Here is a 15,120-nt window from a genome sequence, read left to right on the forward strand (position 1 = left end):
AGGAAAGTTTTAATTCTCTGGTTTCCATAATTTCACCTGAGCGCCGAAGGTTTCAAACTGAGAGTCACCCAAAGTCTTATAAAGATTATGCTCTTTTGCATGAAGAAAACTTTTAGGCGGTTGCAAGCGATCGAATTGATGAATCCATACTCTATTGTGATTGGATAATATACTGTTGAGTTGATCGAGATCGGTTAAGAGTTTACCCCCTCCCCAACGGTCAATGACTTCTCCATTGCGAGCATATACTGCATCAAAAATAGAAAGACGATGGGGAATATAATAATCTAATCCACCAATGGAGGTATATACAGCAGAAGTGTTGGATATAATGATATCTCCAGGTTGTTTGTGGGATTGAATATAATCAAGTATTTCTGTGTTGCGGATGGCGATCGCATCTGAATAAGCACCCACAACTTTTTCGACCTCTAGATTTCCTAGGAGTAGAATGGCTAGAAAAATCCAGGTCATTTTCTGAATTACACGCTGACTGCTTAATTGTTGATTCCAGGGTTGACTGATAGTCCCAATCAAACAAGTTGCGCCATAGAGAGAGAGGATGATACATAGAGGATAGATGGGATAAAAATATCGGGCAGCCACTACATAGACGAGAAGGGTTTGACAGAGAAGATTAACGCCAATTACAGTATACAAACACAGGATTACTTTCTGGGGATATTGGAGAAAATACACTAGCCCAGCTATGAATAAAACAGTATAAATCAAATTCATCCAATTCGGGCCAATGAAGAAATTGGTAAAAAATCCCGTTACGTCTGATAATCTCGGTTTCAAGTAAGAATCTGTGGTTGTGGAAATAGCAACGACTGGTGTTAAGCATTTAACTATAAAAAAGCCAATGTTGTAAGCATACACTCCCATGACTGCAAAACAGCCGATCGCAATGGACTTATCTTCACGCCATTCCAAGGGAAAGTAACTACACAGAAAGCAGAGAAACAATCCAGGAAGTAGGGTTAAACTACCTTCCTGAATGAGTAACATGATGATTACTCCAACATAAAATAGATATTGGTAGCGTTTCTGTTTTCCTTCAATAAAACCTTTAATTAAGAACCAAATGTTGATGAGGGTTACAAATTGCAACACTTGATAAAATCGGATAAAGCGCGAGTACCATAATTCCCAAGGATCGATCGCCAAAATGGCCGTCACCACTAAGGCTAACCCGGTTTTTCCGGTAATGGCACGAGTCAGAAAAAAGACAACGACTAAAGTGGCAGTACCAAATAGTACGGACAAAAACCGGGCATTCATCGCAGAGTCCCCCACCCACCGTAACCAGAGAGCCAAAAGATAGTGAAAGATGGGGCCTCTGGTATACCAAATGCCAGAAGTGGTTACGGGTGCGCCAGTGGCTAAAATGCCTCTGGTAGCATCTAAGGAGGTATATTCATCGGCTTCTAAATCCATGGCATCAAGACGGTAAGCTCTGAGGATGAACCCTCCTAGGGTAATGGCCACTACTATTATGTAATATCCCCATTGAGGCCAGTGTTGTTGCCAGAAGGTAATGCCATCAGTCCAGATGCGCTGAGTCTGTTGCCAAAACAGTAGAGCTAGACCCCATAAAATGAATCCACTAGCGACTATCCACACCATGGGCCATTGAGCTGTATTGTCTGCTAAAGCTAAACCCAAGGCGATCGCCCCAATCCAGGTTAAGATAAACCACAGACTCCATAGGATGACCCCACTGATGGGTGTAGGAGATAACCCTAGATGGCGATTAACAATACAACTCCAGAGTAAGGTTAAGCAAACCACTCCCACAAATCCCAGTAAAATCAGCACATCACTATGGGGTTGGGCAAATATTAGCCATCGTTCGGAAATGCCATAGCGATGTTTAAGCAATTCCATTACGCTTAAAAACATTGTTCCGGGAAAGAGCAAACCTGTACCAATGTCTAACGTTGCTCCTTTTATTCCTGCTGTATCTCGCCAAAACACTCCCAGAACGAAGCTATAAATAGAGATGAATAGACATCCTAAGCCCCACCATATACTTTGATGCCATAACCAATGGGGATAGTTGAGAGCATAGCTATCTCCCTCAAGCGATCGCGAAAATTGGTCAGGATTTGGTAAATTGAGTTGAATGGCCGCTTCAGCAGCGCCTATTCCTTGTTCCCAACCCCTAATGGGGGACTCCAGACTCTGCCAACTCGAATCCGTCTGAATAATCGATTCAGGGGTTCCTTGAGCATTTTCCACCCATCCATCGAGCCAAAATTGAGAGACAATTTTCCGTTGGGGGGGTTCATTAAAAGCTACATGCCAATCTTCCGTTAATGGTGGCGTTAAATGAACTGCTAGGGTATTGATTCCCGGATGTAAAAAACGACTCACCTCTGATAAATGCAGGGTTTGGCTATCTTCAGTCGGATAATGCTGAACCAGCAACCCATTAATCAGGAGTGAACATTCATTCTGAGCGACCCATCGCATCCAAGCCTGTTGGGGTTTAACGGAAACTGACCAAGAGGTTCTCAGCCAGGTTTCGCCAGAGGGACTCAGAGAACTGGTAATCCAATGTCCTGTTAAGGGACGGTCAAATACCAGGGGGCTTAAGCGGCTATAGGTGGCTTCATTGGGGGGATCGAGAGTGGTGGCTAGAGGCCAGGTTTGATCGGGAAAGTCAGCATCAAACCAGTGTAGCCGTTGCCGACTCTGGAACCGTTCAGACACTTTCCAGGCACTGGTTCCCGTGCTGATATCGATCGCCTTTTCCAGATCCCCCACTGGATAAATTTTCCCTTCTAAGAGTAAACGGGGATGCTGTTGGGAACTTTGCACTTCAACGGCGATCGCATTTTTTCCCGGTTGCAGATAGTGGGTCAGATCGACATAATACGTGACTTTCCAATCTTTGGGGGCCCGTAAATAAACCCATTCCGGACGTAGGGAGGGAAATGGACGGAAATCATTCAGTTTTTGCGGCCAGTCTTGCACCAATCCCCCTAATCCTAGCGTATTGCGTAGGATACTCACTTCTTGAGTCAATACCTTTCCATTCACATATAGCCGAAAATCATTATCCGCGCTCAGGCGCAACCACCCTCTTTTGACGCGATCGGGTAAATTAAGGGTTTGACGAGTGTAGAGACGATAGCTAGGGTTGGGTAAGCCTATCCAGGTCACTTGAGGAGACCAATTGACCGGAGTGGGTAGCATTGGAGGCTGATCCCAAATAGAGAACCCCAACATTCCCACCAGATAACCGGTAATGGCAATTGAAATGATAGAGAGCCAAGAAAAGGAATGTTTCATGAGGTAGGATCGATGAATTTTTCCCAAATTTTGCGATCGACCGATTGACGATAGCGTTGCCAAGCTTGATCCAGGTCTTGGTCGTGATAATTTTCCCAAGATAAATGTAAATAGGCCTGGCCAACGACTGCTAACATGGGTTGCTGAAAATAAGGTTGTAAATTGATTAGCTTTTTGGCAATTTGGGCCGATCCAGGAAAGTCCCAATTAACTACTCGAATGACCATCAAAGTATATAAAGCCTCTAAATGATTAGGAAAAGATTTTAAACTTTCTTCGCAGTATTGAGCTGTTAACATTGGCTTGGCATTATTGGGTTGTCTAGCTCGGTTTTGATAATTGGGGCTATCTAAGAGGTCGTAGGTATAGGGAAAGGGCTTATCCCGTTGTCTTTTAGGCACAACAGGTTGCTTGAATTGATCGATCCCTTGATTGAGTTGAGTAGTAGCTAAATACCCTTGGGCTAAATAAAAATGGGGATTGAGGCGCAAGGCTTGTTGAAAGTAAGAAATGGCTTGGGTATAATTATCTAAACGATACCGTTCTAATCCTTGGGTAAAGGCAATCAGAGCAGGATTGGGTTGCTTACTGTACCATCCAGCTTTTGCCCATCGCTCTAGAAAGGATCGATCTCCTTCCACGAGGGGATACCAACGGGCTAAACGTTGGGATTGCACCATGACTTGCTTGTAGTGTCCCTTAGCAAACTCGGTCTCTAGGTGATGGTTGAGCAAGTTAACAGTTAATGTGGAGCCAAGAATGAGCAGGAATATCGAGATTATCCAGGGGGATAAGCTGCGAATATCATCAATCCAAGCAGATAATCTTCGATCGCCTAACTGGAGATAATAGGCTAAAAGGCTAAAGCTTAATCCCAGAATGGCCAAGCTCCAACCGCGCCCAATGGAGTTAAAAAAGGCATCGCTATAACCAAAGATTGATTTGACCATCCATTCCCAAGAGGAGGGTTGAAACACATAACGGTCTCTAACTCGACTTTCAAAGATAGAGGGAACTGGTTGATAAATTCCCAATTCGATGTTCTGTTTCCATTGAGATTTAATTTCAGGAAAGTTTTGCTCTACGTGCAGAGTAATGGGTTGCCGTTGTTGGTAGAGAGATTTAGCTAAAAAGAAGATACGCGGCGACCAAGTGATCGTATAGTAAGGATACAATAATACTAAGATCAGTAACATCCAAGTCAGCCGTTGATGCAATTGGGTATTGTGCCATCCCAATAGGACAGAAAGCATCAATCCTAGGGGAATCAACCCTAAATAACGCCATTGATTGAGATTGGCTAGATCAACATCAAAGGCGCTTAAGGTTTCTGGGGGCAGGGTATACCACAGGTTGAGAATACTTTTGAGCAGGAATAAAGTGGCGATCGCCATCAACAAGTGACTTCGCTGTATCTGAGCTAATATTAGCCTGATCTGCTCCATTTCTATACCTCTCAAAAGTTTGACTTCTTCTCCATAGGATTACACTATTAATTAAACACTAGAGTTTTTCCAGAATCATTAATTGTCCATTCCTGAAATTTAAGGCATAGGTTGTTTTACAAGTCTCCATGATTTCTTGAAGGGTTTTGACTGACCAGAAATTGACATGAAACAAAGACCTCTTTTCTTGAAGCACAAGAGGCGCAATGATTATCTTGCCCTGTGGATTAAGATAGTTTTGGAGATTCCACAGAGTATCTTTTATTTTCTTTTCAATAACGATATGCTCAATCACATCTATCATAACGATTAAGTCAAATCGACCTATTTCTTGATATTGAGTGATATCTTGTCTCTGAAATGAGAACTGAGGAAATTTATCTCTCAAGTCTGTAAATAAGACATCAGTAATATCAATGCCTAGATAGTTTCTTGCTCCTAAATCTGCCAAGATTTGGGTGTAAAATCCTGTGCCACAGCCAACTTCTAGAATACGAGCTTGGGAAATGTTTATGTTGGCTTGAGTACAAGCTTGAATAAAAAGTTGACCCGCTTGAGTGTATTCTTCCTGGTTTTCAAGTTCCGATCGCCCCTCATGGCCGACTCCCTGTAACGATAAACCATAGCGCGTCAGGCGATCGCCCCAATAGCGCTGGGCATCATAATCCCCATTTTGACCATAAATCCAGGGCGCGATCGCCCATTTATACAGTCCCTTGGTCAGACGTTCTAAATTTTGCAACATAGGTTTTATCCTCCGTAAGAATTACAAATGGGTAATTAAAGCATGGGTTGGCTGGTGGGGATGGGTTCGAGAAGATCGCCCGGTTGTAAACCTTGGGGATAGACCACAATGATTTCCCCAGCAGTCAGACCATCCAGGACTTCGCGCTGATTGCCATAGGTGCGTCCCAACTCGATAGAACGCAGAATAGCTTGTCCTGACTCCACCACCATCACCATCCCTCTAGCTCCAGAAAGTTCGCTAACTGCGCTCTCTGGAATCACCAAACTGGAGTCACTGGACTGAAAACTGGCGACTCCTTGTAACCCTGGTGGCATTTGCGCCTCATCCACGGCAATCCAAACGGAATAGGTATACTGGCGATCGATGCCAATTTTTACTGGGGTAATGGCCTGGGTTTCAATGGTGGGATTGACGCGAATGACTTCTCCTGTATAGGTTTTTCCTGGATAGGCAGTAAAATTCATTTGGGCGCGATCGCCGATTTCAATGGCATTGAGTTGGGCTTGGTCAATAAATGCCTTAAAGACCATATCTTCTGCTAGGGTCATTAAAGGGTCAGGAGCTTGAGGTTCAGCAATTTCTCCGGGATGGATATACATCCGACTGACTAAGCCATCGGTCTCGGCATAAATAACAGAGCGATCTAAGGTTCTCAACGCCTCTTGCAGTTCCAGTTGCAAGGTTTCAATTTCCAGTTGATTGACGGCAAATTGCTCGTCAAAGTCGCGCCTGGCTTGATTGAGGGCTTTTTGGGCTGCGATTAGTTGGTTTTCCCGATCCAGATAGAAATCCTGATTACTAAACTGGCGGTCTTGGGCGATCACTTGTCCCCGTTGGGCTTCTAACCATTCCTGTTGACGTAGAGCATAGAGGTCTTGCATTTCCAGGACTTGAAATTCATAAATTGCCCCTTCTAGAAACAACTCTTCCATTTGTTTGAGCTTTTGTTCGGCCACCTTCATGCGCTCGCGAGCCTTTTCTACGTTTTCCTCAATTTCTTGCTGGGCAAGGGTTTGGATTTGTTCGACTCTCTCTTGGGCTTCTTGCAGCCGCGATCGCGCAATGGCCACATCTGCTTCTAACTCTTGTATGCGCTCTGGAGCCGAGAGTTCTAGGGTTTGTTGTCTTTTTGCGGCGATCGCCAATTGGTTACGAATTTGATTGACTCGTTCTTCAAAGGGAATAGAATACAGCTCAACGAGGCGATCGCCTTTTTTCACCCTTTGCCCTTCCACCACATAGACTTTTTCCACCGGCCCAGAAACTAACGGACGCACATCCACTTGTTGCAAAGGCACAAATTCCCCTGGCCCAGCTAAACGAGTTTCTAAAGGAATACTTTGAACAGAAACGGTTTCCACTGGAATCGGTTTTCCTTGACTTCGGTAGCGACTGGGAACCCCAAATTGAGAGAAGTAAATACGAGATTGGGGATTATTCAGAGCTGGTAATAGGACAGTAAACCCTAAACTAATCATGATGACTAAAGGAATGGTAATCACAAGTCCCCAGATAATTGTGCGATACATTTGGGAAGGCAAATTCGGAGAAGTCATAGCTAGAAAATAAGAGAGTCATCTGCTATGATCTCTGAGGAGTTACTGTTGCTTAGGGCTTGAGCGAAAACCTGAGACCACTGATGGGTAATTCGGCTCCAGTTAAACTGGGTTTGGATATGCTTTAATCCTTGGCAACCTAGTCGTTGTCTTTCTTCGGGGCAATTTAGTAAATCTGTAATTACCTCTGCTAATTGATGGGGATCTTTTTCCGGGACTAACCGGCCGGTAACGCCATCAATAATTACATCTTTAATCCCTCCCACATCACTCGCGACTACCGGTTTACCATGGGCTAAGGCTTCAATCATCACAATTCCTAATCCTTCCGTATCTCCTTTGCGATCGACAATGGCAGGCAAGACAAAAATATCGCAAGTGGCATATTCCTGGGCTAAGGCTTCTTTAGAGAGTACCCCTAAAAACTTAACTTGCGCTTCTAACCCTAGCGCTTTGCACTCTTCCTTAAGTTCACTTTCTAAGATTCCTTGACCGACAATGTGTAATTGCACTCGACGATCTCGTAAAATTAGGGGCAAGGCTTGCAATAGATAAGTAACCCCTTTGCGTTCATCCAAACGTCCCACAAACAGCAGTTGCGGAATCGGGTTAGCTGGGATTTCTGACTCTAGTTGAGGCGTGATAGTAATCCCATAAGGAATTACCGTCACCGGTTCAGAACTGAGGTTACCAATCAAGGCTTGAGTAAAGGAAGAATTAGCTGTTACCCCTTGACTTTCGGGAATTAACTGACGCAAAATACGGGCAACAAACCCAAATTTTTTTGCTAACAGCAATTCTCCTCCATGAAAACTAAACACCATGGGAATTCCCAAGAGTTTAGCTACTGGGAAAGCCATTAAACCATGGGGAAATGGCCAGTTAATGTGCAATAAATCGGGTTTCAGTTTCCAGCACAACCCAAAGAGTTGCACGGTTCCCAAGAGGATATAAAGAGCGGCTGGAATCAGATACCAGGGTTGGCGCTGAATCTTGGTGGGCGCACCATCTCGGACTAAGTTTTCTAAGGGTTTAGGGCAATAGCGGAATCGATAGACGAGTACATTATCCAGGGTATAGTGAGGGCAACCTTCATAGGCAGGGGCAAACACATAAAAGTTAGCTCCTGTGGGTTGAAGTTTGAGAATCACTTCACGAATAAAGGCTCCATGATTGCCATCAGCAGTCAGGGGATAAACCGAGGAAACGACGAGAATTCTTTTTTTCTCTAGATCGTGTATCATCATTAGTGGATATCATCAACTTTAATGGGAATCAATTGATCTACTGATAACTTGATTTTTTCTTGTATCTTAAACTGAATAAACCAACTCAGTAGCTTGATGAAATCTAGAGCAGAAGTCAATAATCGACCTTTACCAAACTTAGTAGTTCCAGAATATCGGGTATGCCAGGGAGTAGGCACTTCAATGATGGTATGTCCAAATCCAGCTAAGGCAGCCAGCAGATAACGATGGGTGGTTAGGTCTAAGAGTTCAGGAGAAATTAAATCTCGTCGCACTAATTTAATCCAGTTCATGTCGTGAATTTTTAAGCCTAAGAAAGAGCGACAGACTTTGTTAGCAATTTTGGAAGTGAAGAGCTTTCCGTCTTGGCGGTTTTGTCGCCAACCCGCTACTCCATCTACTCCTGGAGACCAAGCAGAGAGAAGCAAAGGAATATCGCTGCGTGGGTCACTTTCTAGGTCAGCCTGTCCCCAAAAAATCCAATCCGTTTTGACGCGGGTTAAGGCGGTTTTCCAGACTTCGGCAACACCTCGTCGATGGGGGTGGCGCACAACGGTGAGAAAATCATAGCGCTGTTTGAGATCTTCAACAATTAAGGGGGTGTTATCCTCACTGCCATCATCGACCAATAAGACAGGGAACTGATAGCCGAGTTGGTGAAAAGTTTCCTCTAGAAATTGAAACAGTCGTTTCAGGTTTCCCTCTTCGTTAAAGGCAGGAATAACTACAGTGACAGACTTCGGAAAAGAATTCATGATGACACCATTAATCTATGAGTAAAGGTCAAGTCAATTGTTCTCTTGTAGCAAAACATCGCTTTAATTAGCGAAATAAAATGAAGTTTAGCTCAAGTTAGATACCGTAATTTATCAAATAAAAAGCGAGTCATATAGCCCACATTTAATTGTTCTTTTTGTAAAAACAGCCTAGTTATTATGGGTCAGAGTTTAGGCTCTAATAATTTAAGTCAACAACAAAAATCAACAGGCAGCAGAGGAACTCCCTTTGCTGCCTGAAATCGGTTTATACCAACATCGCGCCACCGGAATGGGTCGTACCATCCATTAACCAGAGAGCGTTATCCCCCGTGGCACTGTCGCGCCAGAAGATATCTGGGGAACCGTTGTTATCGAAATCTCCTAGCCCCTGCACATCCCATCGGGCGATCGCCCCACTGAGGTTCTGTCCAGAGGCGATCGTGGTATCATCAATGAACCACACCGCATTGCTTCCAGAGCCATTACGCCACAGAAGATCGGCTTTATTGTCCCCATTGAAGTCCTCTGTACCTTGCAATTCCCATCCGGCATTGGTACGCCTGATACGCCTACCAGAGACCAGAGACAGTCCATCCATCAGCCAGATAGCATTAGCTCCATTGCTGGAGTCATTCCAGAGAATGTCAGTTTTGCCATCAGCGTTGAAGTCATCGAGAGCTGCAACTTCCCAGTTGGTTCCGACAGAGCGGAAGTTACCGCTATTGACGCGAGAGCTACCATCCATGAACCAGATAGCGTTTTGTCCCGTGATGGGGTCGCGCCAGAAGATATCGGCATTGCCATCCCCATTAAAGTCTTCCGTACCTTGCACTTCCCAATTCGTGGCAGCAGAGCGGATGGCATCAGTGCTAGTGACACTACCACCATCCATCGTCCACAGTTCATTGGCTCCGGTAGAGGTATTGCGCCACATTAAGTCCGCATCATTATCGCCATCGAAGTCATTGGCTCCGACCAGTTCTAGAGTTGAGTTACTGAGGTTAACGGTGGAGGAGACACTACTGCCATCCATGAGCCAGAGTTCGTTATCTCCAGAACTATTGCGCCACAGCACATCGTCTTTGTTGTCAGCGTTGAAGTCAGCCGTAGTAGCAACCGTCCAGGATTGGTCTTGAGTTTCAATGGCTGCGGGGTTGACGGGTTCTTCTGGCTCTTCATTATGGTTGCCAAAATCGATACCAGTAACAATTTCACCAGAATTTAGCGTTACTGTATGTGTACCTTCAATGTGTACATTATTGGAAGTTCCATAGATATTTAACTGCCAAGAGTTCCAAGTACCAATGTCTACAGACTGTTCATCTGAGACCTTCAAAGTCCATTCTCCTAGAGAGGACTCTCCCCAATGGCGAGCAGAAGTTAATACCCAATTTGAGTAGTTATCTTGTGAGTCTTTGTGAGATTCCGCTAGAACTGATTCAGTACCGTCTGGAGAAATAAGAACAATTTCTAAGTCTCCTCGTGCCGAGTGAGTCGCATCGAATACAATTTCAACCCACTCAATATCAATGTCATCATTGATGGTAAAAGTTGAAGAAATTCCAGTGGGGTTATTATCCGGAATGTCTTGATTAACATCGAGTCGTCCAGAAGTTGTTGAGATTTCTTGTCCTACAGTCACCCAATCAGTAGCAGCCTTTACTGCTGCTGTGGCATCAATTGCGCCAAAACCATATTTATGATTAACCAGATGTCCAGCTCCATTGGTCGTCCAATCTAAATCAGATGGATCGTTGTGTTCGGCTGTTTCTACCAATATATGTTGTACGTCTCGCCAACTCAAATTTGGATTGATGTCTAATAGTTGAGCAATAACACCAGCAACTAAAGGAGTGGCTGATGATGTCCCACCAAATCCATTGGCACTGTTATCTGTATAGTCGCCAGAAAAATATCCATAAGAGCCTAACAAATCAGTCGTTGCAATCCCTGGAGTATCTGGCAAACCTGCACTAGAATAACCAGAGATTAGAAGTGGTGCTCCTGATTCACTATAAATAGCTTGTTTCCCATTATGATCGATTGCTGCAACAGCAATAGTGTAACGAGAATTAGCCAAGCCATTGTAGTTGACGTTTAAGCCATCTTGTCGATCGTTTCCTCCGGCAAATAAATAAATACTTCCCAATCCATCTCGACCATTAATCACTCCATCTTCCATTGCTGCTAGAGTTAATGGGCCGGGACTCAAAAAAGAGGCTCCTGGTTTCCAACTGTTGTTATATATATCAATGTCTTGATTCATGTAGGACAAAGCATTTGCATTCATCCAATCATTGGAAGGGCCAGCATTTAACCGCAGTCCAGCGAGGGACGCTTCTGGTGCTGAACCACTCACTCCAATACCATTATTGCCACTAGCTGCTGCTACTCCTGCCACGGCTGTTCCATGAACTTCAGAGCTAAAAACTGGTGATGGATCGGCATCGTTATCATTGAAATCGTAGCTTAAGTCTTGTCGATAACGGGAGTTAAGATCGGGGTGTGCATATTGCAGTCCGTCATCAACAATTCCGATAACTACACCCGTTCCTTGAGCCAAATCCCAAGCTGTTTCTATGTTCGTATCAGCTCCAACAGTTCCACCCATTTGACCTGTATTCACTAAGTGCCACTGATCGCTAAAAAGAGGGTCATTTGGAATGAATTGTTTTTTGAGTTGTTGCTCTACCAGTGGGAAGAAGAAGGTTATATTTGATAAGGAATTCAACTCATCCTGTATTTGAAGTCCATGAGAGTGTTCGGGGAATTCAAAACGGTAAGTATTGGGGATAAATCCTGTTGCCCCTAGATTAGTTGCTCCTAAACTTCTAGCTAAGTCATCTGGAGATTGATTAGGCTCCAAACTTACCACCCATTCAGTTACAGAACTTAGTTTATTCGATTCATAAGTTTCTAGATTAGAGGCTCTAGCAATTGCTAATTCTGTTGAGCTGAAACCCTTGTTCTGCAATCTAGGTGTAGGAAGTCCGATATTACCTGGAGATGTTTGCTTCCAACCCCTCTGCATCTCTTCTGCCACATAGTACGTGCCTGGTGCCAGATCGGTGAATGCATAATTACCACTAGCATCCGTGATGGTTGATAATTCACCAGCATCCCGTTGACCATTTTGATTCTCATCTAGATAGATTGTCCAATCTGCTAGCCCGGGTTCTCCTGTGTCTCGAACTCCATCTCCATCAAGGTCGTTCCATTTCAAGCCTCGAATTTCACCCAGAGTTACGGGAGTAGTGATTTCAATGGCTTCAGCATCAGTGTTGTCATTTTCATTGGTCTCGCTAATGACATCACCTGAATCAATGACCGCACCAATATGATAAGTGCCATCTCCAGTCCAGAAAGAATGATTAGCATCGGGTAGGGTTAAGTTTTGCGTCAGTAGTTCTGTTGTGGTATTGCCAGTGAGACCGTCAATAGAGCGAGTATCCAGAAGAATATCATCATTGTTACCAATCGTAGAATCTTTGGAGAGGTAAAACTCTACATCAAAAGCACTGGCTTCTCCTGCTTCAGTATTTTGAATACTAAACTCAACTTGGAAGTTCTCATTTGGATGAAGTGAGTTTTCTACTATATTGAAGGAATTACTTACTAAGTTAACCTCATCAGGAGTCTCCTCAATTAGGCGGTTGCCAAAATTAATATCAGTAATAACTTCGCCGGGGTTGAGGATGACCTCGTGGCTTCTGGCAACTGGTGGTTCTTCTCCCTCTACTCTCAGAGTCCAAGAACGCTCTTCGGTCATCCACTGAGCACGCATTTCTTCATCGCGTACCAGGTCTGTATTATCTACAACTTCTGCCTTGAGCGTATAAGTTCCTGGTGTTAAATTCAAAGTTGATGCTCGATCGAATGTAGTGCTTGTTGCTCCTGATATAGGCACTTCATCTAAGAACCACTGAACGTCTAGATCGTGCGAAACTGGATCGACGGGATCGACAAAAAACGTATCATCTACACCATAAAATCCTGATGGAGTAGCATTATCAATGGGCTGAACAACTTGATAAGCAGTTAGGATAAATTGCTCTATATTGACCTGTTCAAAAGGCTGACCCAGACTCCGCATTTTAGAGTTTTCTGTGGGTCTATAAATGCCTTGTTCGCTGTAATTAGCTCCTTCAAATGTGCCAACATTGGGTTCATCTAACCAACGATACCATTTGGTCTGTGATGCTTCCATCTCATTAGCATTATAAATGCTGACATTAGCTACTTCGGGTTCTGGTCCTGTATAGTTGACAGGACCACCATAGTCATATTCGTCAGCCAGATTGGCAAATGAATGGCCAAATTCATGCAAAAGTATTTCGCTGGCAAAAGTAGTTCTCGCAGAAGCCGTACCAACGTCTTCACTTGGCCAAGCAACACCGCCATGCTTTGTTGAATTACCGATCGCTAATATCTGATCGACATCGGGAGCATTGTTTGCAGCTAATTTCGCTTTATCGAGATCGAGAATTAATCCTCGATCGACACCTCCTCCCCCAAAACCCATATCCAATGCTGTATCTTTCAATACTCCATTTGGATCGTTATCTACCCCTGATTCATTGGAAATAACATCTACTCGATGTACATTGAAGAATTTTGAGTAATCATCCAGGGGCAATTCTGCAAAGAATGGAGAGAGAAGATTATTGACATCATCTTGGTATGTTCCTAGCTCAGAATTTGTATATCCGTCTCCAAGAAAGACAATATCAATTCGATTATCTGTGGGGCCATTATCGAGTAATGTAGAAACATTCCATGGAGTTGGTTGTAAGGGAGAATGAATACCGTTATTCTGGGTTGAGTTATCCGTCTCTAACTCAGTAATTCCTCCAGTTAAAGTACCATTGTCCAGAAAATCGTAAAATACGACTTCAGGGCCAGGATCGACATTTTCTCTGAGTTGTCGCGCATCTATAGTTGTATTAGAGTTCTCAATAGGAGCTGGAAAAATGCTAGGTGGTTCTGGGTATGTTTGTTCCCAACCACTCTGCATCTCCTCTGCCACATAATACGTGCCTGGTGCGAGATCGGTGAATGTATAATTACCACTAGCATCCGTGAGGGTTGATAATTCACCAGCATCCCGTTGACCATTTTGATTTTCATCGAGATAAATTGTCCAATCTGCTAGTCCGGGTTCTCCCGAGTCTCGCACTCCATCTCCATCAAGGTCGTTCCACTTCAAACCTTGAATTTCACCCACAGTTATGGGAGTAGTAATTTCAATGGCTTCAGAATCAGTATTATCATTTTCATTGGTCTCGCTAATGACATCACCCGAATCAATGACCATACCAATATGATAAGTGCCATCTCCAGTCCAGAAGGAATGATTAGCATCGGGTAGGGTTAAGTTTTGCGTCAGTAGTTCTGTTGTGGTATTGCCAGTGAGACCGTCAATAGAGCGAGTATCCAGAAGAATATCATCATTGTTACCAATCGTAGAATCTTTGGAGAGGTAAAACTCTACATCAAAAGCACTGGCTTCTCCTGCTTCAGTATTTTGAAGGCTCAACTCAACATTCAAATTATCGCCAGGATTGAGTGAGCTTTCTACTACATTGAAGGAATTAGTTGATAAATTTTTATTGGTATTTTGTACGAGATCAACCGTTCTATCCAGAAATTGCAGCGTTTCAATATCTTCTAGGGTATCTGTTCCTAATGAACCAGTTACAGTGACCCTTGTTCCATCAATAGTAATGGAGTAGTCATTGTAATTTCCATTGTATATACTTACATCATTACCAATACCACCAGAGATATAATTGTTTCCCCCACCACTAACAGTGATGGTATCATTACCACTGCCACCAGAAATAGAATTGTTTCCCCCACCACTAACAGCGATGGTATCACTACCACTGCCACCAGAAATAGAATTGAAGCCACCGCCACTAACAGTTATTGTGTCACTACCACTGCCACCAGAAATAGAATTGAATCCACCACCGCTAACAGTTATTGTGTCACTACCACTGCCACCAGAGATAGAATTGAATCCACCACCGCTAACAGTTATTGTGTCACTACCACTGCCACCAG

7 protein-coding genes are annotated in these 15,120 nt (G+C 43.8%); all 7 read right to left on the reverse strand.

The genetic code is table 11. The features are described 5' to 3' along the window. Positions 1-9: 9 nt before the first annotated feature. Positions 10-3,300 (reverse strand): glycosyltransferase family 39 protein, encoded by a 3,291-nt coding sequence (locus AC3A14_RS03780; RefSeq protein WP_318731212.1) that lies wholly within the window; start codon positions 3,298-3,300, stop codon positions 10-12. Continuing rightward, a complete protein-coding gene (locus tag AC3A14_RS03785; protein WP_318731211.1) occupies positions 3,297-4,745 on the reverse strand; it encodes a tetratricopeptide repeat protein in 1,449 nt (482 codons plus the stop codon). The genes AC3A14_RS03780 and AC3A14_RS03785 overlap by 4 nt, the downstream gene beginning before the upstream one ends. Positions 4,746-4,803: 58 nt before the next feature. Continuing rightward, positions 4,804-5,490 carry a class I SAM-dependent methyltransferase gene (locus AC3A14_RS03790; protein ID WP_318731210.1) on the reverse strand — a complete coding sequence of 229 codons (687 nt, stop codon included), beginning with the start codon at positions 5,488-5,490 and terminating at the stop codon, positions 4,804-4,806. Between the two features lie 35 nt (positions 5,491-5,525). Next, positions 5,526-7,049 carry an HlyD family secretion protein gene (locus tag AC3A14_RS03795; RefSeq protein ID WP_318731209.1) on the reverse strand — a complete coding sequence of 508 codons (1,524 nt, stop codon included), beginning with the start codon at positions 7,047-7,049 and terminating at the stop codon, positions 5,526-5,528. Positions 7,050-7,051: 2 nt separating this feature from the next. Further along, the gene (locus tag AC3A14_RS03800) at positions 7,052-8,296 is read right to left on the reverse strand and encodes a glycosyltransferase family 4 protein (protein WP_318731208.1); all 1,245 of its coding nucleotides are present in this window, start codon (positions 8,294-8,296) and stop codon (positions 7,052-7,054) included. Continuing rightward, the gene (locus AC3A14_RS03805; RefSeq protein ID WP_318731207.1) at positions 8,296-9,051 is read right to left on the reverse strand and encodes a glycosyltransferase family 2 protein; all 756 of its coding nucleotides are present in this window, start codon (positions 9,049-9,051) and stop codon (positions 8,296-8,298) included. Before AC3A14_RS03805 ends, AC3A14_RS03800 begins: the two co-directional genes overlap by 1 nt. Before the next feature lie 268 nt (positions 9,052-9,319). Next, the coding region (locus AC3A14_RS03810; protein WP_487778911.1) for a S8 family serine peptidase at positions 9,320-15,120 on the reverse strand (5,801 nt) is incomplete at its 5' end.

The organism is Roseofilum sp. (genome assembly GCF_982964205.1).